Source organism: Helicobacter sp. MIT 05-5294, from assembly GCF_000765675.1.
GTDB lineage: Bacteria > Campylobacterota > Campylobacteria > Campylobacterales > Helicobacteraceae > Helicobacter_D.
Genome location: NZ_JRPA02000003.1, coordinates 135838 through 159848, shown reverse-complemented (window position 1 = coordinate 159848; position 24011 = coordinate 135838). Strand labels below are relative to the sequence as shown.

Genomic DNA, 24011 nt, shown 5'->3' with positions numbered 1-24011 from the left:
CAAACTATTTTAGCAAAAATCCAAGTAATTAAAAAGGGATTATAAATTGGGATTCCATAGTAGAATAGAATCTTTTGTGCTAGATTGTGGATTTGTTTCACTAAGTTTGCAATGACGAGTTACCAATCTGTAATTTTACTACTGCGTCATTGCGAGAGTTTTGTAAAAACTCGTGGTGCGCAATTTGTGAAACAAATTTCACCCGCTTTAGCGCAAATCTATAATCTTGATAAAAGGGGATTCTACAATGGCGAGATTCTAAAGCGTGGATTGCCGCACTCGCAGACGCTCGTTCGCAATGACGCAAAGCAACACGCATTGTAGAATCTCACGACGACGAGGCAGTAACATTAAAATTGATTTGATTATCCTTGTAATGGTGCAGGGGATTCTTAATGCAATGTCGTTTTTAAAGGATAATGGGCGAGATGGAATCCCGACTTTAAGTAATGTGGGATTCCATATCGGATTATAAGCTGTTTTGTAGAAGCATATTAAGGCGCGTTACAAACGCATGAACATCTTTGAGTTTGCCACCCTCTAAAAGCTTGGCTTCTTCAAGGAGTAAATGCGCGACTTGTTCTTGCTTTTGGCTGTCTGCGTCTAAGAGTTTGGTTAGAATCGCATGGTTTGGATTGAGTTCTAAAATCGGTTTGGGTTCTGGAATCTCACCGCCCATTCCCATAGCACCCATTTGCTTCATCATCTTAAGCATTGCAGCATTGGGGTCTTCAGGGTCGCTTACGATACAAGAAGGCGCGTCAATCAATCGCGCACTTAAGCGCACTTCTTTAACTTCTTCGCCTAAAATTTTTGTGAAGCTTTCCAATAGGGCTTTGAATTTTTCTTGCGTTGCTTCCTCTACTTTTTCTTCCCCTAAATCCTCTAAGGCTTCTTTGGAAGTGATAGCGCGTAGTGGCGTTTTGTCAAACTCTTGCACCATTGGCATTACGATTCCATCAATCTCTTCAGCAAACAAAAAGACTTCAATTCCTTTTTTGTTGAATGCATCTAAAAGAGGGGAGCTTTTCAATAGTTCCAAATCCTCGCCTTGTAGGTAATAAATCGCTTTTTGCCCTTCAATCATTCGCTCTTTGTAGGTTTTAAATGCGATTTCTTTGCCCTCGCTTTTGGTAGAAGCGAATCGCAAAAGTTCTAATAGTTTTTCTTTGTTTTCAAAATCGCTATAAACTCCCTCTTTGAGGCAGCGTCCAAACTCTTTATAGAATTTGTTGTATTTTTCCTCATCTTTTTGCAGGGATTCTATTTCGCTTAGGATTTTTTTGGTTGATGCGGATTTAATTGTCGCTAGGATTCTGTTTTGTTGTAGAATCTCACGACTTACATTCAGCGGTAAATCCTCGCTGTCAATGATTCCGCGCACGAATCGTAAATAAGGAGGCAAGAGTTCTTTATCATCATCGGTGATAAACACGCGCTTGACATAGAGCTTCACACCGCTTTTGTAATCCACGCGATAGAGGTCAAAAGGCGCAGTTTGTGGGATATAAAATAAAGTCGTGTATTCTAAAGTTCCCTCTACTTTAGTATGAATCCAGCTTAGAGGGTCGCTAGAATCGTAGCTTAGGTTTTTGTAAAATTCTTTATATTCTTCATCTTTTAAGTCTTTTTTGGAGATTCTCCAAAGCGCGGAAGCTTTGTTGATTTGCTCGTTTTTCTCTTCTATGATTTCTTTTTTATTCGCACCCTCACCCTCGCTTTTGGTTTCTGTGTAATGCAAGAAAATAGGGAATGGAATGTGGTCGGAATATTTTTTGATAATCTCTTCAATTCTCCAACGACTTGTCCATTCTTTTTCATCTTCTTTTAGATAAATCTTGATTTCACTTCCGTGCGATTCTTTTTCGCATTTTTCAATTTCAAATTCCCCGCTTCCGTTGCTAATCCACGCATAAGCTTGTGTTTCACCCGCTTTTTTGGTTGTTACGATGATTTTGTTTGCTACCATAAAGGCAGAGTAGAATCCCACGCCAAATTGTCCAATCAGCGCGGAATCCTTTTTCTTATCTCCGCTAAGTTTGGAGAGGAAGTTTTTTGTGCCACTCTTTGCAATCGTTCCTAGATTTTCAATCAAATCTTGCTCATTCATTCCGATTCCGCTATCGCTAATAGTGAGTGTGTTTTTTTCACTATCAAAAGCAATGTCAATTTTGGGTGTAAAATCTAGGTTTTTGAGTTTATCGTCTGTGAGGGTTAAATATTGCAATTTATCAAGTGCATCAGAAGCGTTGCTTACTAACTCGCGCAAAAAGATTTCTTTGTTGGAGTATAAAGAGTGAATCATCAAGTCAAGTAGCTGATTCACTTCGGTTTGAAAAGTATGTTTTGCCATGGTTTATCCTTTTTGAATCTTAAAATTTGTGCGAAATTATAACAAAAGTTTTGATAATGTCAATAAACTTTATATTATTATTATCAAGTTTCATTATATGATGAATATAAAAGTTTTGTTTGGCAAAAGCAAAGAATAAGATGCTACATTTGTGCGAAATCTTTTGTAATTTGTTATAATTACAGATTGATTTTATTTCAATGCAATCTTGCAAATAAAGGGCTGATTTTGAATCCAAAAACACAAACACAAACCACAAAAACGCAACCTAAACCTACGCCACTAGATCATATTATCATCACCAATGCTAAAGAAAATAATCTCAAAAACATCAGTTTAAGTATTCCTAAAAACAAGCTTGTTGTCCTCACGGGGCTTAGCGGAAGCGGGAAGAGCACCCTTGCTTTTGATACACTTTATGCCGAGGGACAACGCAGATATATAGAATCGCTCTCTAGCTATGCAAGGCAGTTTTTGGATAAAATCGGCAAACCCGATGTGGATAAGATAGAGGGGCTAACTCCCGCGATTGCGATTGATCAAAAAACTACAAGCAAGAATCCGCGCTCCACGGTGGGGACGATTACTGAAATTTACGATTATTTTCGGCTTCTTTTTGCGCGGATTGGTGTGCAGCATTGCCATTTGTGCGGCAAACCGATTTCCAAAATGAGTGCAAGTGATATTATCGCAGAGGTTTTAAAAATCAAAGAAGATTCCAAAATCCTAATCCTCTCCCCGATTATCCGCGAAAAAAAGGGAACTTTTAATGACAAATTAGAATCTCTGCGTCAAAAAGGCTATATCAGAGCGCAAATTAATGGTGTGCTGACGCGCTTAGATGAGGAAATCAGTCTTGCTAAAACCAAAAAGCACACGATTAAAGTTGTGATTGACCGCGTGGTTGTGAATGTTGCAAACAAAGAAAGAATCGCAGAAGATATTGAAAAGGCTTTAAAGGAATCTTATGGCGAAGTGGAGATTGAGATTCTACCCGAAGATAAGGAATCCAAGCCTACTTTGGTGCATTATAGTGAGCATTTGGCTTGTTTTGATTGTAAAGTCTCTTTTACTCCGCTAGAGCCTCTTAGCTTCTCGTTTAATTCTCCCAAAGGAGCGTGTCCTAAATGCGATGGTTTGGGGATTCGTTATACGATTGATACCAAAAAAGTTATCCAATCAAGTTTGCCTTTGAGTGAGGGAGGGATTAAAATCATTTATGGATTCAACAAAAGTTATTATAATGAGCTGTTCCGCGCCTTTTGTTTGGCAAACCAAATCAATCCCAAATCGGCTTTTGAAGATTTGAATGAATACCAACAAAAATTAGTTCTCTATGGAAGTCAAGAGGAAGTAGAGTTTGTTTGGAAAAGCTCGAAGCTTAAGCGTCCTTGGGCTGGAGTGATTGCGATTGCTTATGATATGTTTAAAGACAATAAGGATTTGGGCGATTATATGAGCGAAAAAGTCTGTGAGGATTGCGGAGGACATCGTTTGTTGCCCGAATCTTTGGCTGTTAAAGTCGCTAACAAAACCATTGGGAATCTGATAGACTTGCCGATTGAAGAATGTTATGGATTTTTTGCCAATCCTGAAAGTTTCGTACATTTGGATAAACAAAACGCGATGGTCGCCGCTCCGATTCTAAAAGAAATTTGCGAGAGGCTTTATTTCCTCTATGATGTGGGGCTTGGATATTTGAGTTTGGGGCGTGATGCACGAAGTATCAGCGGGGGCGAATCGCAACGCATTAGAATCGCAAGTCAAATTGGAAGTGGATTAACCGGCGTAATGTATGTGCTAGATGAGCCAAGTATTGGGTTGCACGAACGCGATACGCTAAAACTCATCAAGACTTTAAGAAGTCTGCAACAAAAGGGAAATTCTGTGATTGTCGTAGAACACGACAAAGAAACGATTGAACACGCGGATTTTATCGTGGATATTGGACCCGGTGCGGGTAAATATGGCGGGGAAGTTGTCTTTAGTGGGAATCTTACGCAGTTGCTAAATAGCAATACGCAAACCGCGCAGTATTTAAGCGGGGCAAAAAAGATAGAATATTTCGTGCGCCGCAATCAAGAAGAATGGATTGAGATTCGCAATGTTAATATTAACAATATCCACAATCTTAATGTCCAATTACCGCTTAAGAATTTCGTGTGTGTAACGGGCGTGAGTGGAAGTGGCAAAAGCTCCCTTGTATTGCAGACTTTGCTCCCTGTTGCGCAAGAATTGTTAAACAATCGCAAAAAAGTTAAAAAAGTTGATGGTGTGGAGATTATAGGGCTAGAGAAGCTAGATAAAGTGATTTATCTTGACCAAAGCCCCATTGGGCGCACTCCGCGTTCAAATCCTGTAACTTATACAGGCGCGATGGATGAGATTCGGCAAGTTTTCTCGCAGACGAAAGAAGCGCAGATTCGTAACTATGGCATTGGACGCTTTAGCTTTAATGTCAAAGGCGGAAGATGCGAAAAATGTATGGGAGAGGGAGAAATTAGGATTGAAATGCACTTCTTGCCCGATATTATGGTTAAATGTGATGCGTGTGGCGGGACGCGTTATAATGCGCAAACTTTGGAAGTAGAATATAGGGGCAAAAATATCGCAGAAGTGTTGTCCTTTAGTGTTGATGAAGCGTGTGAGTTTTTTGCTAAGATTCCGCGCATTTATCAGAAGCTTAAAACATTGCAAGATGTGGGGCTTGGCTATATTACTTTGGGGCAAAATGCGGTTACGCTAAGTGGTGGAGAAGCGCAAAGGATAAAACTAGCCAAAGAATTGAGCCGCAAGGATACAGGAAAAACGCTTTATGTGCTTGATGAGCCAACTACGGGATTGCATTTCGCCGATGTGGATAGGCTTACGCGCGTGTTGCACCATTTGACAGATTTGGGCAATAGCGTGATTGTGATTGAGCATAATTTGGATATTATTAAAAACGCGGATTTTATCCTTGATATTGGACCAGAGGGCGGAAGCAATGGCGGAACTATCGTAGATAGTGGCACACCTGAAAGAATCGCAAAGCGATACAAAAAAACAGGAAGCCATACCGGGAGATTTTTGGCAAAAGAGCTAGGAATGGAATCGTAAAAGACTTTTGTTGCTGCATTGGCGGTTCACTTACACTTGTAAATCCACACCTAGAATCTCGCCTTTAGGATTCCATTGTTAGCTTTGTTGGTAACCAAAGTTGCATGGCAACTTCTCGCAATGGAGGCTGGTGAGACAAAGTCAAAGGCTAATGCAAAACTCACAAACAAGAAAAGGAAACCTTCCTTATTGCCTGTTTGTTTGCATTAGCCTTTGACTAGGACTATTTGCGTGATTGAAATAGCTGTAAGGATTCTATTGTTTCGCCTTTTGGGCTATTTGCATTGCGGATTGCCACGAAGTCTGACAACCTCTCGTAATGACGCAAGGTAACAAACGCGCATTGTAGAATCTCGCAATGACGCATGGTAATACTTTGGCAATCGTGCGCAATGTGGAATCCTGTGATGATGTAATGAAAACACCTGCCAAATCCACGATGCTTAAGTGGAGATTCTAAAACTTCTTATTATTGGCTTCATCAAGCACTTTGGTGGCTAGATTATCCACAACATTAGAAATTTCTGCACAGGAGTTGGCGATAGATTCGTTCTCTTGTGTGAGTTTTTCTAGTTGTTCTACGGCAAGGTTGATTTTCTCTACACTTTGGGATTCTTCCTTGATAGATTCACTCATATCATTAATGCCTTGCACTAAGACATTCACATTTGCTTCTATCTCATTTAAGGATTTTCCTGTTCTCTCTGCTAGTTTTCTCACTTCATCGGCAACAACAGCAAATCCTCTTCCATGTTCTCCTGCTCTTGCAGCTTCAATAGCAGCATTAAGTGCTAAAAGATTGGTTTGGTCTGCAATGTCTTTAATCACGCCGACAACATTGCGAATATCATCGCTTTGTTGGATTACTTCTCCGCTTTTGTTAGCGACATTGTGCATAGAATCCGTGATTGCAGTAACGGCAATGCTTGTTTGCTCTAAGGATTGCGTTTGTGCGTGTGCGGAAGCTTGGAGGTTTGCCACGCGTTCTTGTAGAGTGCCAGAATGCCCTTTAAGCGTTTGGGCGATTCCGCTAGAAGTTTGGAGCATATTTTGGATATAGCGTCCTAATTCGTTGATATTTTCTACCACGCGAAGCAATGCGCCCTTGCTTTCGTTAGTGTCTGCAATGTGTGTGAAATCATTGCCTTTAAACATTTCTAATGCTTTTTCAATGGTTTCAAAGTTTTGGTTTAAGTCTTGCAGAGTTTGATTGAGGTAGAGTTTGATATTGTTAAGCTGTTTGTTGTTGGATTCGGATTCTATGAAGCGTCCAAAATTCCCTTCTTTAGCGTATTCAAGAGATTTTAGAGTTTCTTGCACACAGGTGCGTTCTTTTTCTAAATTTGTCTGAATCTCTTTAATGTTTGCGTTGATAGTTTGCGCCATTTCTCCTAATTCATCGTGGGTGTTGATGTGCAAAAGCTTGACACTCGTAGTTTTGAAATGCAAATAATCAAAGAAATCCAAGATTCCTTTGCGCAAGACTTCAATAGGACTAAGGATTTTGCGCGCAAAAAGGTTGATAAGCACAATAAGCACAATCGCAAAGACAAGCAAAGAAATCGCTAGAAAAGTCGTGTTTTCGTGAATGGATTTATAAAGTAGTTTTTCCTCTCCGACTAAGCACACATTCCATTGAGTAAGCGGATTGAGTGAGCAGATTCCGAACTTTTCTTCCCCTTCTTGTTCAAAGAAAATAAATTGATTCGTATTGTTTTTGGATTTTTCTACCAATAATTTAGAGATTTCACTTTGGTTAAGAATCTCATCGGCATTTTGCGAAAGAATGATTTTGCCACTAGGGTCGGTTGCGAAAATTGTATAATGTTCGCCTTTTTGTAGGGATTCCAAATAATCATTAAGAGGCTTAAGCGCAATATCTCCACTGACGACGCCGTAAAAACTGCCATTGTGTTGCAAAGGCGCACCAAATCCAAACACCGGAAGTTTTTTACTCGCTTGTAGCCAAGCATTGTTTAAGACAATGGATTGGTTTTGTGCTTTAGTATCATAATACCAACTGCGTTTGCGCGGGTCATATCCACTTTCTGGGAAGACATGGTTTCCATTGCTACGCATCATTCTACCGCTAGTCTCTACACCAAAATAAACAAGGTTGAATCCGCTTGTTTTTTCGACAAGCTCTAGGCTTTTGGCAATACTCGCCTCATCGTCAAGATGATTTGCGATTTCGTCTTTGAGGCGATTAATAGCGGTTTGCTTTTCTGAAATATAAGAAACAAGCAAAAGCTGAATAGAATGGAGTTTGCCTTGATAGCTTTTTTGCTCTGTTTGCAAAGTGCTTGTTTTGGTTGTTTGGTATTGCAAGATTCCAAAAATCAAAAATCCAATGATTGCTGTGAGCGTAATGCTCAATGTTACTTTTAAATTTAATGATAATTTCATTTCCCAATTTCCCTTTTTGTGTTGTCTAAACATTGTATCTCACAATCATTTTAATAAACCTTAGGATTCCATAATTCCACCTAAGAGTTTTTATCCCCTGTGTAAAAATGTGCTTTTCGTGTAGAAAAGCAAGAAAAATCAAAAACTAAAATTTGTGTTTTGTAGTTGCAAGAGGAATTATGCTATAATCTTAAAAAATTCACACAAATAAGGATTAAATGATGATGCCAAGCGTCCAGCAATTACTGATTGTCTTATTGATTATTGTTGTCTTGTTCGGAGCAAAAAAGATTCCGGATTTGGCAAAAGGTTTGGGTTCGGGGATTAAAAACTTCAAAAAAGCTGTTAAAGAAGACGATGAGGAAATCACCGCACAAAACACGAAGATTGAGCAAGATAAAAAAGAATCTGCCACAACTACAACTAACGAAACAACAAAAGCATAGTTTATGATGCAAAATATCAAACAAATCGTAGATGAGGCGTTAGGAATCTCTAGTATTTTAGAAAAGCCTCGTGATAGGAAATTCGGTCATTTTGCTTTGCCGACTTTTAGCTTTGCGAAGAGTCTGCGCAAAAGCCCACAAAGCATTGCAGAAGAGTTCGCCCAAAAGCTAGAATCTTTGCCACAAATTGCAAGTGTAAATGTCGTGGGAGGATATGTTAATTTTAGCCTAAGCGACACATTTTTAGGAATCTGTGCGTGGGAATTTTTGCAACAAGATTCCAAATCTTCTAATTCCAAACAAATACAAAACGAATCCGAAAAGATTTTACTAGAATATGTGAGTGCCAATCCAACAGGTCCTTTGCATATCGGACACGCGCGTGGAGCGATTTTTGGTGATAGTTTAGCGCGGATTGGGAAGTTTTTGGGATTCCATATTGTGAGCGAATATTATATCAACGATGCAGGTGTGCAAATAGAAAATTTAGGCAAGTCTATTTACTACGCCGGACGGCATTTGTTTTTTGGCGAATCTTATGAGTTGCCAGAGGGTTGTTATAAAGGTGAATATATTTTAGATTTGGCACAAGTTGTCAAAAAATCCTTAGGATTAAAAGTCTTTGAAGATTTGTCAGAACTTGCCTTGTTAAGCGAATTTGGCAAAAATGAAATGCTCAAAGAGATTCAAGAAAATTTAGCACAGCTTGGAATCGTATTTGATTGTTATGTTAGCGAAAAGGAATTGTTTTCGCGTTGGGATTCCACACTACAAACACTTAAAGAGCACAATGGAATCTATGAGGAAGAGGGGAGGTTGTGGTTAAAGTCTAGCGAATGTGGTGATGAAAAGGACCGCGTAGTGGTGCGCGAGAATGGAGAGCCAACTTATCTTGCGGGAGATATTATTTACCATGGGGATAAGTTTGCGCGACATTTTGATCACTATATTAATATTTGGGGAGCAGACCATCACGGCTATATTGCGCGTGTGAAAGCGGCGATTAACTTCTTGGGTTATGATAGTAGTAAGCTAGAAGTGCTTTTATCTCAAATGGTGGCTTTGCTTAAAAATGGCGAAGCCTATAAAATGAGCAAACGCGCGGGTAATTTTATTTTGATGAAAGAAGTGGTGGAGGAAGTAGGAGCGGACGCGTTGCGTTTGATTTTTTTGAGTAAAAAAGCAGACACGCATTTGGAATTTGATGTAGAAGAGCTAAAAAAGCAAGATTCTAGCAATCCTGTGTATTACATTAATTACGCACACGCGCGTATCCATACTTTGTTTTCAAAGTCTAATTTTAAAATTGAGGATTTTAAGAATCTTGCGCGAGATTCCTTTGCGACTTCTTTAGAAAATATGGAAGAGAATCTCTGCTCCTTATTGGTGCTATCTTTGGGGCTTGATAAAGTTTTAATGGACGCTTTTGTGCAACGTGCTCCTAATAAAGTCGTAGATTTTTTAAAAATGTTGGCGAGTGAGTTCCATCGCTTTTATAATGAAACCAAAATCCTAAACACAGAGAAGCAAGAACAAATCTTAAAAGTGTTGGTTGTTGTCGCAGAGTCTTTAAATCTAGGACTTGCATTGCTTGGTGTTAGAGCTAAAAAAAGTATGTAAAGGAGAAATTTTGAGTAAAGCAGTGATTTTCCCGGGTCAGGGTAGTCAAAGTATTGGAATGGGGAAAGATTTATTTGAAAACAGCACAGAAGTGAAGCAGTATTTTGAACAAGCAAGTGAGATTCTAAAAACAGATATGGCGAAACTTTGCTTTGAAGAAAACAATCAATTAAACTTAACGCAATATACGCAACCCGCGATTTTGTTGGTGAGTTTTAGCGTTTTTTCTCTGATTTTGCCAAAGATAAAAGACAAAATCGCTTTTGGTTTGGGGCATTCTTTAGGAGAGTTTAGTGCGCTTTGTGCAAGTGGAGCTTTGGACTTTGGACAAGCTATTTCATTGGTGAGCAAACGTGGGTATTTAATGGAAGAATCTTGCAGAGAAAAATCAGCTGGAATGATGGTTGTGCTTGGGCTAGAAGATGGAATCTTAGAGGAGTTTTGCGAGAAAAAACGCAATAGGGGCTTGAAGATTTGGTGTGCTAACTATAATGGCGATGGGCAAATGGTGCTTGCAGGAAGCAGGGAGGATTTATCGGCTTTGGAAGTAGAGATTAAAGGACTTGGAGCAAAACGCGCCTTAATGCTTCCGATGTCTGTGGCAAGTCATTGTCCGATTTTAGAGGGAATGCGTGAGGACTTTAAAGTCTTGCTAGATGAGGCATTAAGAGATTCTTTTAGTTTTCCTATTATTTCTAATGTTAATGCCAAACCTTATCGAACCAAAAATCAAGCATTGGAATTGTTGGCACAACAGCTCGTTTCTCCCGTGCTTTATAAACAATCTATTCGCGAAAATGACGCAGGAATTGATGGATTTATAGAATGCGGCGGAAATGTGCTAAAGGGTTTAAATAAACGATTAAGCCAAAAAGAAACAATCTCTTTACAAACTTACGCAGAGATTCAAGATTTTTTACAAAAGGATTAAGATGATAGTTGGGATTATGGGTGCAATGCCCGAAGAGATTGCTCCTTTACTTGCGCATTACCAAACTTATGAGAGTATTTCTTTTGGCGGGAATACCTTTTATAAAGTGGTTTTGGAATCCAAAACATTAATTATCGCATATAGTCGGATTGGCAAGGTGCATTCTGCTTTGACTGCTAGCACGATGATTTTGCACTTTGGTTGTGAAAAGATAATTTTCAATGGTGTTGCAGGGGGAATCAATCCGCAATACAAGATTGGTGATTTGGTGCTTGGTGAGAAATTATGCCAACACGATGTGGATATTACGATTTTTGGACACCCATTTGGTTATTTTTCCGAAGGCAAGGTTTTCACGCAAACCGATACAGCACTCAATGGAATCGCAGAAAAGATTGCTAAGAAAAATGGTTGGACGATTTATCAAGGCGTTATTGCCACAGGCGACCAGTTTATTAGCTCCAAAGAGCGCAAGGATTGGATTAAAAACGAGTTCAATGCAGATGCGATTGAAATGGAGGGCGCAAGTGTTGCAGTCGTCTGCGATAATCTAGGGATTCCCCTTTGTGTGATTCGTGCAATATCAGACAATGCGGGCGATGAAGCATTGGTGAGCTATGAGGAATTTTTGGAAACAAGTGCGCGTGTGAGTGCTTCGCTTGTGATTCAAATGATTGATGAAATTTAAACTTAAAACAAGGAGAGAAAAATGCGTTTAATTTTGGTGCGACATGCAAAAGCAGAAAACAGAGAAAAATGGATTGGTTCAGGTGAAGATGATTTAAAGCGTCCTTTGACTAAAAAAGGCGTCAAACAAGCAAAGCAGATTGCAAAATACATTGGCAAAAAATATCCCAATGTTGATGCCATCATCTCATCTCTTGCGTTACGGGCGTGTGATACGGCAAAATATATCGCTAAAAAGCAATCCCACAGCACATTCTTTTTGAATCCAAACATCAATCCAGAGGAAGGATTGCAAGGGTTTTTGGGGCATAAAGAGGAGATTGAGGACGATTGGCAAACTTTGGTTGTGGTTGGGCATGAGCCAAGTATTAGCGAATTTGTGCGATTTATTTGCGCTAAGGGAACTTTGAATCTTTATGTAGGAAAAGGTTGTGTAGTAGAGCTAGAGCGCGAGGGCGAGAATGATTGGCTGCTTGTAGGGTTGCATAATTTTTAGAGGGATTCTATGTTTTTAGGTTATTTGCCTGATGTGGCAAACAAATTCAAGAAAAACGAAGTATTAAACAAGGTTTTTGGTTATCTTTTTGACGCGCTAGACGAAGAGAGTGAAGTGTATCATCGCATCACTTCTCTACAAGCCAAAGAAGAATTTGTCGTGCATTTTGATGGCGGGGCAAGAGCGATTGAACAAGCCTACTATACCAAATCCCCCAAAGAAGCGTTTTATGAGAGCCATCAAGCAATGGTGGATTTTCAAATGGTGGTTTATGGCAAAGAGATTTTTTTCGTTGCTCCAAATAGCTTATGCGAGGTGAAGAATCCTTTGGATTCTACAAAAGATTTGATTGAATACTATCCTAGTGCGTTTCTTTCAAGCATTCAGCTGTTTCCCGGAAATCTTGCCGTCTTTGAAAGTCTTGATGTCCATGCAGGTGGAATCTCTAGTAATGCAGAATCTAGCCTAGTGCAAAAAGTCGTCGTCAAAGTCCCAAAAGAGTTTGTGAAGTTGAATTTCTAAGCGAGAGGGATTCTATTTGCAGAATCCCTTTATCCTGCAGGGATTCTTAATGTAATGCAGAATCGTTGGTGCGATTCGTGCTTAAACTACTTTAAACTACTGCTTGGCATTGCGGACAGATTCCAATCATCGCAATGGAAGCTTCTTTAATATCATAGGAAGAAGTTTTAGCGCACATTGCCTTGAGGTTTTCAACCGAAGCGTCAATCTCCATATCCATAATTTTCCCACATTTTTCGCAAACAAGGTGAATATGCGGATTCTTTGTGAGTTCGTAGCGTTGTTTGTGGTTTGGAAATTTGACTTCATCAACGATTTTAGCTTCTTGCATAGAGCTAAGATTCTTGTAAATCGTAGCAAGAGACATAGAGGGATTGCTTTCTTTGATGTTTTCATAGATTTCATCAATGCTAATATGCCCAAACTTTTGAATCTCTTTGAGAATTGCCAACCTTTGTGGAGTGATTTTGAGATGTTTTTCTTTTAAAATTTTTTCAAACATTGTGAATTTTCCTAATAATGATTCTTTTTGAAGTTTGTATTCTACAAAAATTATTTTTTTTTATCAAGAAAAATTATCAATAAATAATCTTAGAGTATTTATTTTTATTGATTTTTGTCTGTTTGCAAGTTTAGACATTAGGATTCTAATGGCAGTTTTTCTATTGCTTTGTCTCTTGATTCCTTTTAGCTTTTATTATTTATTATTTTTTGATACAATCACACACTTATTTTGTTAAATTTTAGGAGTAATGCCATGAGAAGCCATTATTGTGCAGATTTGGGCGAACAAAATATTGGGGAAGTGGTGAGCCTGTGTGGTTGGTGTAATACCTATCGCGACCATGGCGGAATCATTTTTATTGATTTACGCGACCGCAGTGGGCTTGTGCAGCTTGTGTTTGACCCAAAAGATAGTGGCGAAGCACATAAGATTGCTAGTGAAGTGCGCGATGAATATGTCTTGATTGCCAAGGGTAAAGTGCGTGCAAGGGGCGAGGGATTGGAGAATCCCAAACTCAAAACAGGCAAAATTGAAGTATTGGTAGAATCACTAAAAATTGAAAACAAAAGCTTAACGCCACCTATTGCTGTGGGCGATGAGAGTGTGGGCGAAGATGTGCGTTTGAAATATCGTTATTTGGATTTGCGCAATCCGCGTTTGCAAGAGATTTTTATCACGCGAAGCAAGGTAGCACAAGCAACACGCAACGCATTAAGTGGTTTGGGATTCCTAGAGGTTGAAACGCCAATTCTCACAAAAGCAACCCCAGAGGGTGCGCGGGATTATCTTGTGCCAAGTCGTGTGCATCACGGAGAATTTTATGCTTTGCCACAAAGTCCGCAATTATTCAAGCAATTATTAATGATTAGTGGATTTGATAGATATTTTCAAATCGCCAAATGTTTTAGAGATGAGGATTTAAGGCTTGATAGGCAACCAGAATTTACGCAAATTGATGTAGAAATGAGTTTTTGCAAACAAGAAGATGTGATGGCAGCCGCAGAAGCTACGCTTAAGGCGATTTTTGGAGTTTGTGGAATCGCAATCCAAACACCTTTTGAACACCATACTTATAAAGAAGTGATGGAGACTTATGGAAGTGATAAGCCGGATTTACGCTTTGCTTTGCCATTAGCAGAAGTAGCGGATTTGTTTGTGGAATCTAGCAATGAGATTTTTTCTACATTAGCCAAAGATTCTAAAAATAACAGAATTAAGGCACTTTGCGTCCCTAAAGGTGATGAATTTTTCACACGCAAAACTTTAGGTGAGGCAGAGGAATTTGTCCGAAAATTTGGAGCAAAAGGATTGGCATATATCCAAATCAAAGAAGAGGGCGCAAAGGGACCTCTTGTGAAGTTTTTAACGGAAGCGAATCTAAAAACGCTGATAGAACGCGTTGGCGCAAAAGTCGGGGATATTGTGTTTTTTGGTGCGGGAAGCAAAAAGATTGTGTGGGATTATATGGGGCGTTTGCGCCAAAAAATTGCTCAAGATATGGGATTCATTGATGAGAATCTTTACAAATTCCTATGGGTTGTGGATTTTCCGATGTTTGAACGCAATGAAGATGGTAGCGTTTCGGCACTACACCACCCCTTTACGATGCCAAAAGATTTAGATGTAGAAGATATTGAAGAAATTAGCTCTATCGCTTATGATGTAGTTTTAAATGGCTTTGAAATTGGTGGGGGAAGCATTAGGATTCATAATCAAGAGATTCAAAGTCGCGTATTTAGTTTGCTTGGCATTAGCGAGGAAGAAGCGAAAAACAAATTCAGCTTTTTGCTTGACGCATTGCAATATGGTGCGCCACCGCATGGTGGAATCGCATTTGGATTAGATCGCATTATTATGCTGCTTTGCAAGGCAAACTCTATCCGTGATGTGATTGCATTCCCTAAAACCCAAAAAGCAACTTGTCCGCTCACAGATGCGCCAAGTGCGGCAAATGAGGAGCAACTAAGGGAGTTGCATATTAAAGTTAGAGAAACCAAACGATAAAGGAGAGAAATGAAAAAGTTATTTTTAGTAATCGGAGCACCCGGAAGCGGTAAAACAACGGACGCGGAATTAATCAGCAAAAACAATAGTGAAAGCATTGTGCATTATTCCACAGGTGAGTTGCTACGCGCAGAAGTGGCAAGCGGAAGTGAGCTTGGTAAGCTGATTGATAGCTATACAAGCAAAGGGAATCTTGTGCCGCTTGAAATTGTGGTAAAGACGATTGTGGATGCGATTTCTAATGCGTTAAAAGATATTGTGATTATTGATGGTTATCCTCGCAGTGTCGAGCAAATGTTGGAGTTTGATAAGATTCTAAATAGCAAAAAAGACATTGATCTTGTAAGCGTGATTGAAGTAGAAGTAAGCAGAGAAACGGCTTGTGATAGGGTTCTTGGACGCGCTAGAGGGGCAGATGATAATGTAGAAGTGTTCAATAATCGTATGGAAGTCTATCAAACACCGCTTAAAGAGATTCAAGATTTCTATGGCAAAAAGGGCATTTTGAAAAAAATCAGCGGTGAGCGCACGATTGAAGAGATTGTCGCGGAAATGGAAAGCTTTATCAAATCTAAAATCTAAAAATCGACCACAAAATACCTTGCGCAGTAAGGACAAGGATTTTTGTTGTGGAATCAACTTTGAAGGATAAAAAATGAATGTATCAAAAATCAGTGTGGGAGAGAATCCTAACAAGCTTAATGTTGTGATTGAGATTCCTTATGGTTCTAATATTAAATATGAGATTGACAAGGAATCTGGTGCGGTTGTTGTAGATAGAGTGATGTATAGCGCGATGTTTTATCCGGCAAACTATGGTTTTGTGCCAAATACTTTAAGTGATGATGGCGACCCTGCCGATGTGCTTGTATTAAATGAATATCCTCTGCAAGCAGGGAGCGTGATTAAAGCGCGTTTGATTGGCGTTTTGATTATGGAAGATGAGAGCGGAATGGACGAGAAACTCATCGCAGTGCCTGTGAGCAAAATTGACCCAAGATATGATAGAATCCAAAGCTTAGAGGATTTGCCACAAATCACGCTAGATAGAATCAAAAATTTCTTTGAAACTTACAAAACTCTAGAACCTAACAAATGGGTAAAAGTTAAGGAATACAAAGATGTGAATGCTGCAAAAGAAATTTTAGATAAGGCGATTAAGAATTATCAATAAGTTTGCAGATATTGTTTCAAAAAGTAATCTTTAGTGGGGAAATATTTGGGATTCTATCCCGAATGCGTGAAAGCTTTTTGATTTTAATTCGTATTCTAAGAATACTTTTATAAAATATTAAAAACTTAACAAAAGTTGAGTTTATTTATTTGTAAATGAGGAGAGAAAATGAAAAAAATTCTTTTAGTTTCAGCATTGGCTGTATTTGGGTTTATCGGTTGTGGCGGAGAAGACAAAGAAGCAAACGCTTCCGCTCAAGATGCTAACAAAGTTTATGAAGTGAAGTTTGCGCATGTTGTAAGTGCTAATACGCCTAAAGGAAGGGCTGCGGATTTTTTTGCCAAAAGAGTTGAAGAACTAACCGATGGCAAAATTAAAGTGCATGTTTTCCCATCAGCGCAACTTGTAGATGACGATAAAGTATTCCAAGAATTAAAGCGCAATAATGTGCAACTTGCTGCGCCTAGCTTTTCAAAATTCACACCTTTTGCAAAAGAATTTAACCTTTGGGATGTTCCTTTTATTTTCCGTGATACCGAGCATTTGCACCAAGTAATGGACGGAGAAGTAGGAAAAATCCTAAAAGATGTGATTTCAAGCAAAGGCTATATTGCTTTGGATTATTGGGACGCAGGTTTTAAACAATTCAGCACCAACAAAAAACCTATCATTGAACCAAGCGACGCAGAGGGGCAAAAAATGAGAATTATGAGTTCTAAAGTGCTAGAAGAGCAAACAAAAGCAGTTAAAGCGATTCCACAAGTTTTACCTTTTGGCGAAGTGTATTCTGCATTGCAAACAGGTGTGGTAGATGCTGCGGAGAATCCACTCTCTAACCTTTATAATTCCAAATTTTACGAAGTTCAAAGCTCTATTACAATTTCAAATCACGGATATTTGGGATATTTGGTTGTTGCAAGTGAGAAATTTTGGAAAGAGTTACCTGCGGATTTGCAAGAAAAGTTTTCTGTTGCAATGCGTGAAGCAACAATTTTTGAACGCGAAGAGAGCGCAAAAGAAGAGAAAATGTTGCTAGACAAGCTCAAAGCAGATGATAAAACAAACACGACAATCTATGAGCTAGACGATGCGCAAAAGAAACAATGGCAAGATGTGATGATTGCGATTTATCCTAAATTCTATGATTTGATTGGTAAGGATTTAATCGAGAAAACACTCAATACAAAATAAGTTTATTATTTTTATAAAAAGGTTGCATTTTGCGTAATTTATTGTTGATGATTCAAAAGCCTTTTTTGTGGGCACATAAAGACCCGAGCGTTAATAAGCTTTTTGCTATTTTAGACAAGATTATTGCAGGGATAAACAAAAATGTGGCAGTCGTAGGAATGGCACTTGGAATCGTAATTACTGCAATCAATGTAAGTGTGCGCTATATCGCTGGATTCTATCCGGAGATTGGTTCGCTCACTTGGGCAGAAGAAGTGGCAAGATATTGCTTTTTGTGGTCGGCTTTTTTTGGCGCAGCGTATGGATTTAGAAAAGGTGTGCATATCGCCGTTACAATGTTGGTGGAGAAATTTCCTCCAGCCCTTGCTAAAGCCTGTGTGATTGCAACACATATTTTAAACTCTGTTTTTTTAGGTTTTATGTTTTATGCAAGTTTGATGGTTTGTTATCTGAATTATGAAATTGGCTATATGAGCGAAGCATTGCACGAAGTTCCTTTGTGGGTGTTTCTTCTTTGTTTGCCTATTGCTTTTTTGGGGGCAACCTATCGTTCTGTTGAAAAAATCTATGAGGTTTCATGGACAGACGCGGATAAAGTCGTGAAAAATGCTGAAGAAGAGATGATTCACGATTCTGTAATCAAAGATTAGTGAAGTGTAGGAGAATTAATGAGTGTTGCATTTTTGCTAATTGTATTGTTTGGTTTGTTGTTAGTCGGTGTGCCTGTTGCTATTTCATTGGGCGTAAGTGCGGTTATCACAATGCTATTGTTTAGCTCTTATGATATTATGGGTGTGCCTGAAATTATGCTAAATGGTCTAAAACCGGCTTTAATGGCGATTCCAATGTTTATTTTAGCAGGTTCTTTGATGAGCAAAGGAAGCTCCGCGCAAAGAATCGTAGATTTCGCAAGGAGCATTGTTGGGCATTTGCCCGGTGGTCTTCCAATGAGTGCGATTCTAGCTTGTATTATCTTCGCTGCGGTGAGTGGAAGTTCCCCTGCGACGGTTGTTGCAATCGGTTCTGTAATGTTCGTCGCACTCTCTCAAGCGGGTTATCCTAAGAGTTATTCGGTCGGAGCAATCACTTCTGCGGGAAGTCTTGGGATTCTGATTCCACCTTCTGTTGTGATGATTGTTTATGGCGTAACAGCGGAAGTTTCCATTGAAAAGTTATTTATGGCAGGTGTCGTGCCGGGCGTGATGATTGGTGGAATGATGATGGTGTATGCCTACTTTGGCGCAAAAAGATTGGGATTCAAAGCCACGAAACCTGCTCCCTTTAGTGAGCGTTGGGCTAAATTTAAAGAAGCATTTTGGGCTTTGCTGATTGTTTTTGTTGTGATTGGTGGAATCTATGCAGGAATCTTCACCGCCACAGAAGCAGCGGGGATTAGCGCAGTATATGCGTTTGTTGTTTCTATTTTCGTTTATCGTGATATTAAGATTAAAGAACTCTATGGTGTGCTTTTAGATGCCGCCATCACAACTGCGATGATTTTCTTCATCATTGGCTTTGCGGTAGTGTTCGCGCATTTCTTGACAAGTGAGCGCATTCCTCATACGATTGCAGAAAGTCTAGTCAATATGAATATGAGTTGGTGGCTATTCTTGATTTTGGTTAATATCGCGCTTTTTGTGATGGGGCAATTTATGGAGCCTAGCTCTGTCGTGATGATTATGACTCCATTGTTGTTGCCGATTGCTTTGCAGTTGGGGATTGACCCGATTCATTTTGGAATCGCGATGATTGTAAATATGGAGTTAGGAATGCTAACGCCTCCGGTAGGGCTGAATCTCTTTGTGGCAAGTTCGCTTACGGGATTAAGCCTCAAAGATGTTACAATCTCCGTGATTCCTTGGCTTTGTGTTTTACTCTTAGGGCTTGGGCTAGTTACTTATGTCCCTGCGATTTCACTTTGGTTGCCAAATTTGCTAAACTAAACCAAACTGCAAGGGCTTAAAAGAGAAGGATTTAGAGGTTGGAAGAATCGCTTGTGGCATTTTTTGAAAATGCCCCCCATCTCATCAGCTTGATTGCCGGGATTCTGACCTTTGTAAGCCCTTGTGTGTTGCCTTTGATTCCTGCTTATCTTTCTTATATCTCTGAAGTCTCTTTGCAAGAGTTGAAAAATTCTGGAAACCTTAACCTCAAAACGCGCATCAGGATTCTAAGAAGTGCGATATTTTTTGTATTGGGGCTTGGGATTGTCTTTGTGCTACTTGGCGCGGTGGCGGCTAGAATCCTACAAGGCGGAATCTTACTAAGTCCGATTCTGCGTTTTTTTGCTGGGGGGATTTTGATTGTTTTTGGATTGCATACCTTGGGAGTTTTTAGGATTCCATTTTTGCATTACACGAAAACCTTTCAAGCTGAATATCGCTTCGGAATCTTAAGGGATTTCTTCGCGCCTTTTTTGCTTGGGGTGAGTTTTTCTCTTGGCTGGACTCCTTGTGTTGGTCCGATTTTAGCTGCGATTATCTCTCTAACAAGCCTAGATGAAAGTGGTGGTTTAGCATTGCTTGTGATTTATACGCTTGGATTCTCCTTGCCTTTTTTGTTTTGTGCATTGCTTATTGGCTATGCCTTTGCTTTTTTGGAGGCAATCAAAGCTTATTTTGGGTGGATTGAAAAGTGCGCTGGGGTTTTGTTGGTTTTGATTGGAATCCTTGTCGCAAGTGGTGGAATGAATGCGCTTTCTACATATCTTGTGAAAATTTTGGTTTAAGAAGATTGTGATGCAGTTTAAGAATTTTTTGGATTTAAACGAAGTAGAAAAAGTCTTAGTGTATGGCTGGAGAAATCACCTAAAAATCGCACCTTTTATGCGGACGCAAACCATTAGTCTAAGAGGGCATTTGGCATTTTTAGAGACTTTAAGAGGAGATGAAAGTAAGCAATATTTTTTGCTTATAGAGGGTGGTGAGATTTTGGGTGTTGTTTGTTTTGTGGATATAAACTTTGGAATCTCTTGCGAGTTTGGGATTTATCAGAATCCCGATTTAAGAGGGAATGGAACAAGGCTTATGGAGGCTATGCTAGAATACGCCAAAAGTGTTTTGCGAGTTTCAAAAATCTACGCTTGTGTGCTAAATTGCAACACAAAGGCAATCGCGCTTTATGCCAAATTTGGCTTTATTTTAACCAAAAAGGACGCAACGATGAGTTATTTTAAACTCTCCACATTGGAGATTCCTACACCTGCGCGGGGGGGGGGGATTATAAGTCTTTAGTTATTGCCCTTTTACAATCTTGTAAAAATCAAGATTGTAAAATCTATGCACGAGAATCTCATAATGTTTTTGCTTTAAGAGATGAGCTTAGTTTCCCTGTTTTGTGGATTCAAACTCCCGCGCAAACTCCAAAAAATGCGCGGATTTTAAATACTAATGGGCATAGGAGTAGCCTATGTGCGTAGAATCCAAGCAGAGGATTGCGATTCTCACTTCTCCCAATCAATGGTTTGTCCCTTACGCGCAAGAGTTACAACACTTAATCCCAAAAGCGCAGCTTTATTTTTCTCATTTGGAGATGAAAGAATCCTATGAAGTGGTTTTTATTCTCTCTTATCATCAAATTATCCCGCAAGAGTTTTTGGATAAAAATTGTTTAAATCTCTTCATTCACGCCTCTTCATTGCCTAAAGGTAAGGGTTGGTCGCCTTTGTTTTGGCAAGTTTTAGAGGGCAAAGATTCTGTTGTTTTTACGCTATTTAAGGCGGATGCTGGAGTAGATAGTGGAGTTATCTATCTTCAGAAGACTTTGCGTTTAAATGGTTTGGAGCTTTATGAGGAGTTGCAAGAAAAACAAGCTAGAATGTGCCAAGAAATGTGCTTGGAGTTTTTGGAGAGATTCCCAAAGATGAATCCCAAAGCGCAGAGGGGTGAGCCGAGTTTATATCCCAAACGCACCGCAAAAGATAGTGAGCTAGATATTACAAAAAGCATAGAATCGCAAGAGGTTGGTGAAAAAGGCAAAAGTGTGCAACCTAAAAAAGGCGAGATTCCTACTATTTCGGGGGTAATTAGTGCGATTTGTTTAGATCTTGAAGATTATGCGGATTTAAGCATAGGTGAATCCTGTGCAATTTTGGAGATTAGGAATTTAGAAAGCGTGAAATCTAATCTTTATAATCAACATAATATCTTACAGGACGAACATTTTGCTTTCATAGAATCTCTAAAAAACAATAAAAATAAGCAATATTTCCTCATAAGATTTTGTGGTAAGATACTCGGAAGTATTAACTTCGCATTTAAAGGAGAAGAAGCAGAGTTTGGATTCTTCGCAAACCCTAATTTAAACATTGGTGGAATCGGGCGGGTATTAGAGCAAATCAGCTTGTTTTATGTTTTTAAGATTTTGGGGAAAAAGAAGCTAAGCTTGGAAGTGTTTTGTAGCAACAAACAAGTGATAAATTTGCATAAAAAGTTTGGATTCAAAGAAGAATCCAAAAAGCAAGTTTTGGGCAAAGAAGTGCTAGAAATGTCGCTTAGGCTTAATGCCTTATAGGATTTAATTTGCGCCCAACAAACTCTATTTCACTAGGAATTTTTGAAGCGAGTTTTAGGGTTGCGTTTGCTTCATTTTTGATTCTTTTGTGTAGTAGAATCTTTGATTTCTTTTGCCCCTTCTTCGTATTTTTTAGGAAGTTTTAGCCAAGTTTTAGTGGAGCGTTTGACGACTTCCAAAGTCGCGTCCATTCCTCCTGCAAGAGAAAAAAGCCAAAATTTATGCGCATAAAGCCAATCAATTTGCTTGACTTGTTTTTCAATCAAAGTATGCACAGGGCGCACGACGATCTTTGCAAACTCTAATTCTTGATGCACGATATAGGATTGCACCGCGTCAATGAAGACTTTGACGAAAGTCTCTTCTAAGAAAAGATTTTTGACATCATCAATCTCTTCCATTAGTTTATCAATCTTATCAAACTTGATTTTCTCTAGTTTATTCTCGCGGTTTAGTCTTTCTAGCTCTTCTGTCATTTTGACGACTTTTAAGAAAAGTTTTTCCACTTCTTTTTTCTTTTTGTATCCATAGTCTAGGAACTCTTTGACTTTCTTTTCAATTTGTTTTCTGTTTGTGGTAATCTCTGCTTTGGTAGGCGGTGTAAGTTGGATAGGAGATTTTTTCACCTTTGGCAAGGATTCCAAGACTGCTTGGAATGGAATCTCCTTCGTCCCTGCGATTCTAGCTCCGCCTTCAGTAGAGTTAATCACTTCTAATTCATAAGGCGTTTCGGCAATGTCTTTTTCAAAGAAGTTTAGAAACATTCTCCACACATAGCTTGTTTCCACAAAGCCATCTCCGCCATAAGCGGGGACTAGGATTTTTTCTAGCACATTTTCTTTGGGTTTGTATTGTTCTTCGTTTTCGCCAAAAATCGCGTCTTTGGAATGCGTTTTGCCATCAGGGGCAAAAGCTAAATCTTGCCCGATAAAAATACATTGTTTGAATCTATTATGCACGATGAGTTCGTAAGCCATATTTGCAGCACTCATTCCAATCCCCGCATAGCCATATTCTTTTAAATCAAAGAATCGCGTATAGCCAAAGGGGCGCATACTATAAGTTTTGATTCCTTGTGTGATAGCCTTTGTGGTGGCTTGATGGATAATACTTGTGAGCGCGAAAATCACGCCTTTTTGTGCTGCTTTTGGGGTTTTGATATAAAAATCCGCCGTAGGCTCTACGCGTTCTAGCGTTACAACAACATCGGGTTTAATTCCGTGCTTAACAAGAATCGGAAAAGAAGCATCAACGCAGAAAATCGTCAAATAAGGGGCGTATTTTTTCAAAAGCGGGAGTTGTTTATAAAGCGAAGGTCCTGTGGAAACAATCACCGCAGATTCTGTGTTTTTGGCATTTTTAACAAAATTCATTAAAGAGGGGGTTGTAATCATTTCGGGGAGATTTTGCAAATGATGTTCTAGCCCAATAAGTGCGTCTGTGGAATCGTTGCCCACAGAAATGACATGGTGCTCTAGTGAGCGCGTGATGATTGTGTTTAATGCCAAGCATTCTTCGCTGTATCGTCCATAATAGTTATTATAAATATGGAGATTATAAATGCGAGAATAAATCCATTGTCCCTCGCTAGATAAATAAGAATCCAATCCTCCAAAATCTGTCGTCCTAGTCCAAAAAATCAAAAGTTTTCCTGTGGAAATTTCCTCGCTAAAATCCGCAAAATTTAGCGCAATATAAATCAACTCCAATTCGGGTTCAAAGATAAAGAGTTTTTTGAGTGATGAATTTTGGTTGAGCAACAAACGATAAAAGATTCCATTGCCAAATCCAAAGAAATAAAAAAACGGATAAAGCGAAAAGGATTCAAATTCTTTGATTTTTGCAAGTGTTTGTGTTAAAGGCTCATCGGGATAAAGTGCGACTTTGTTTTCTTTGTCGTAGATATTGATGTTTAGCGGGTCTTTGCCGATATAGACTTCGTATTTTTTGTTGGGTTCTAGGATTTTAAGTTGCGCGGCAAGAAGCGGATTGACTTTAGCAAGTGCTTCGAGATTCTTATCAAAGCGAGAGTTAAGAGATTCAGACATAGGGATTCCTTGTTGTG

General features: G+C 39.2%; 23 protein-coding genes. 18 read left to right on the top strand and 5 right to left on the bottom strand.

Annotated elements, in window-relative coordinates; translation table 11 throughout:
• Window positions 1-111: 111 nt before the first annotated feature.
• Both LS69_RS02990 and LS69_RS10335 read left to right on the top strand, forming a co-directional pair.
• Window positions 112-324: a hypothetical protein gene (locus LS69_RS02990; protein ID WP_138121944.1), complete on the top strand. Its 213-nt coding sequence runs from the start codon at window positions 112-114 to the stop codon at window positions 322-324.
• On the top strand, window positions 299-475 hold the full coding sequence (locus LS69_RS10335) for a hypothetical protein (protein WP_194145388.1): 177 nt from the start codon (window positions 299-301) through the stop codon (window positions 473-475). The genes LS69_RS02990 and LS69_RS10335 overlap by 26 nt, the downstream gene beginning before the upstream one ends.
• On the opposite strand, the gene htpG is transcribed toward LS69_RS10335, so the two are convergent.
• Window positions 470-2353: a molecular chaperone HtpG gene (gene htpG / locus LS69_RS02985; RefSeq protein ID WP_138121942.1), complete on the bottom strand. Its 1884-nt coding sequence runs from the start codon at window positions 2351-2353 to the stop codon at window positions 470-472. The genes LS69_RS10335 and htpG overlap by 6 nt on opposite strands.
• Before the next feature lie 291 nt (window positions 2354-2644).
• Between htpG and uvrA the strand changes: the two genes are divergently transcribed.
• The gene (gene uvrA / locus LS69_RS02980) at window positions 2645-5452 is read left to right on the top strand and encodes an excinuclease ABC subunit UvrA (RefSeq protein ID WP_138121964.1); all 2808 of its coding nucleotides are present in this window, start codon (window positions 2645-2647) and stop codon (window positions 5450-5452) included.
• Between the two features lie 255 nt (window positions 5453-5707).
• Here uvrA and LS69_RS10330 read toward each other — a convergent pair whose 3' ends face one another.
• Together LS69_RS10330 and LS69_RS02975 are read right to left on the bottom strand one after the other, a co-directional pair.
• On the bottom strand, window positions 5708-5884 hold the full coding sequence (locus LS69_RS10330; protein ID WP_194145387.1) for a hypothetical protein: 177 nt from the start codon (window positions 5882-5884) through the stop codon (window positions 5708-5710).
• A 24-nt stretch (window positions 5885-5908) separates the two neighbouring features.
• Window positions 5909-7858, bottom strand: a complete 1950-nt coding sequence (locus tag LS69_RS02975) for a methyl-accepting chemotaxis protein (protein ID WP_194145386.1) — start codon at window positions 7856-7858, stop codon at window positions 5909-5911.
• A gap of 218 nt (window positions 7859-8076) precedes the next feature.
• On the opposite strand from LS69_RS02975, the gene tatA reads away from it, so the two are divergent.
• From tatA to LS69_RS02945, 6 genes are read left to right on the top strand one after another with little or no spacing between them, the layout of a single operon-like run.
• Entirely contained in the window at window positions 8077-8304 is a 228-nt protein-coding gene (gene tatA, locus LS69_RS02970) for a twin-arginine translocase TatA/TatE family subunit (RefSeq protein WP_194145385.1), read from the top strand.
• A gap of 3 nt (window positions 8305-8307) precedes the next feature.
• Complete coding sequence (gene argS / locus LS69_RS02965; protein ID WP_138121936.1) at window positions 8308-9924, top strand: arginine--tRNA ligase; 1617 nt, start codon at window positions 8308-8310, stop codon at window positions 9922-9924.
• A gap of 10 nt (window positions 9925-9934) precedes the next feature.
• Window positions 9935-10855 carry an ACP S-malonyltransferase gene (gene fabD, locus LS69_RS02960; RefSeq protein WP_138121934.1) on the top strand — a complete coding sequence of 307 codons (921 nt, stop codon included), beginning with the start codon at window positions 9935-9937 and terminating at the stop codon, window positions 10853-10855.
• Between the two features lies 1 nt (window position 10856).
• Window positions 10857-11543 carry a 5'-methylthioadenosine/adenosylhomocysteine nucleosidase gene (locus LS69_RS02955; protein WP_138121932.1) on the top strand — a complete coding sequence of 229 codons (687 nt, stop codon included), beginning with the start codon at window positions 10857-10859 and terminating at the stop codon, window positions 11541-11543.
• A gap of 21 nt (window positions 11544-11564) precedes the next feature.
• Window positions 11565-12038: a histidine phosphatase family protein gene (locus LS69_RS02950; RefSeq protein WP_138121930.1), complete on the top strand. Its 474-nt coding sequence runs from the start codon at window positions 11565-11567 to the stop codon at window positions 12036-12038.
• A gap of 9 nt (window positions 12039-12047) precedes the next feature.
• Window positions 12048-12560 carry a YhcH/YjgK/YiaL family protein gene (locus LS69_RS02945; RefSeq protein WP_138121928.1) on the top strand — a complete coding sequence of 171 codons (513 nt, stop codon included), beginning with the start codon at window positions 12048-12050 and terminating at the stop codon, window positions 12558-12560.
• Between the two features lie 91 nt (window positions 12561-12651).
• Here LS69_RS02945 and LS69_RS02940 read toward each other — a convergent pair whose 3' ends face one another.
• Window positions 12652-13062 carry a Fur family transcriptional regulator gene (locus tag LS69_RS02940; protein WP_138121926.1) on the bottom strand — a complete coding sequence of 137 codons (411 nt, stop codon included), beginning with the start codon at window positions 13060-13062 and terminating at the stop codon, window positions 12652-12654.
• Window positions 13063-13317: 255 nt separating this feature from the next.
• On the opposite strand from LS69_RS02940, the gene aspS reads away from it, so the two are divergent.
• The 9 genes from aspS to pseH (LS69_RS02895) all read left to right on the top strand — a co-directional run bounded on the left by aspS (window position 13318) and on the right by pseH (LS69_RS02895) (window position 21946).
• On the top strand, window positions 13318-15069 hold the full coding sequence (aspS, locus tag LS69_RS02935) for an aspartate--tRNA ligase (protein WP_138121924.1): 1752 nt from the start codon (window positions 13318-13320) through the stop codon (window positions 15067-15069).
• A gap of 9 nt (window positions 15070-15078) precedes the next feature.
• Window positions 15079-15651 (top strand): adenylate kinase, encoded by a 573-nt coding sequence (locus LS69_RS02930; protein ID WP_138121922.1) that lies wholly within the window; start codon window positions 15079-15081, stop codon window positions 15649-15651.
• A gap of 73 nt (window positions 15652-15724) precedes the next feature.
• Window positions 15725-16243: an inorganic diphosphatase gene (ppa, locus tag LS69_RS02925; RefSeq protein WP_138121920.1), complete on the top strand. Its 519-nt coding sequence runs from the start codon at window positions 15725-15727 to the stop codon at window positions 16241-16243.
• Window positions 16244-16411: 168 nt separating this feature from the next.
• A complete protein-coding gene (locus LS69_RS02920) occupies window positions 16412-17434 on the top strand; it encodes a DctP family TRAP transporter solute-binding subunit (RefSeq protein WP_138121917.1) in 1023 nt (340 codons plus the stop codon).
• A 47-nt stretch (window positions 17435-17481) separates the two neighbouring features.
• Window positions 17482-18084, top strand: a complete 603-nt coding sequence (locus LS69_RS02915; protein WP_138121962.1) for a TRAP transporter small permease — start codon at window positions 17482-17484, stop codon at window positions 18082-18084.
• An 18-nt stretch (window positions 18085-18102) separates the two neighbouring features.
• A complete protein-coding gene (locus LS69_RS02910) occupies window positions 18103-19377 on the top strand; it encodes a TRAP transporter large permease subunit (RefSeq protein ID WP_138121915.1) in 1275 nt (424 codons plus the stop codon).
• 38 nt (window positions 19378-19415) lie between these two features.
• Entirely contained in the window at window positions 19416-20162 is a 747-nt protein-coding gene (locus LS69_RS02905; protein WP_138121913.1) for a cytochrome c biogenesis protein CcdA, read from the top strand.
• Window positions 20163-20172: 10 nt separating this feature from the next.
• Complete coding sequence (pseH, locus tag LS69_RS02900) at window positions 20173-20667, top strand: UDP-4-amino-4,6-dideoxy-N-acetyl-beta-L-altrosamine N-acetyltransferase (RefSeq protein ID WP_238699079.1); 495 nt, start codon at window positions 20173-20175, stop codon at window positions 20665-20667.
• A gap of 175 nt (window positions 20668-20842) precedes the next feature.
• Window positions 20843-21946 carry a UDP-4-amino-4,6-dideoxy-N-acetyl-beta-L-altrosamine N-acetyltransferase gene (gene pseH, locus LS69_RS02895; protein ID WP_138121909.1) on the top strand — a complete coding sequence of 368 codons (1104 nt, stop codon included), beginning with the start codon at window positions 20843-20845 and terminating at the stop codon, window positions 21944-21946.
• A gap of 71 nt (window positions 21947-22017) precedes the next feature.
• Here pseH (LS69_RS02895) and LS69_RS02890 read toward each other — a convergent pair whose 3' ends face one another.
• On the bottom strand, window positions 22018-23994 hold the full coding sequence (locus tag LS69_RS02890; protein WP_138121907.1) for a 6-hydroxymethylpterin diphosphokinase MptE-like protein: 1977 nt from the start codon (window positions 23992-23994) through the stop codon (window positions 22018-22020).
• Between the last annotated feature and the right edge of the window lie 17 nt (window positions 23995-24011).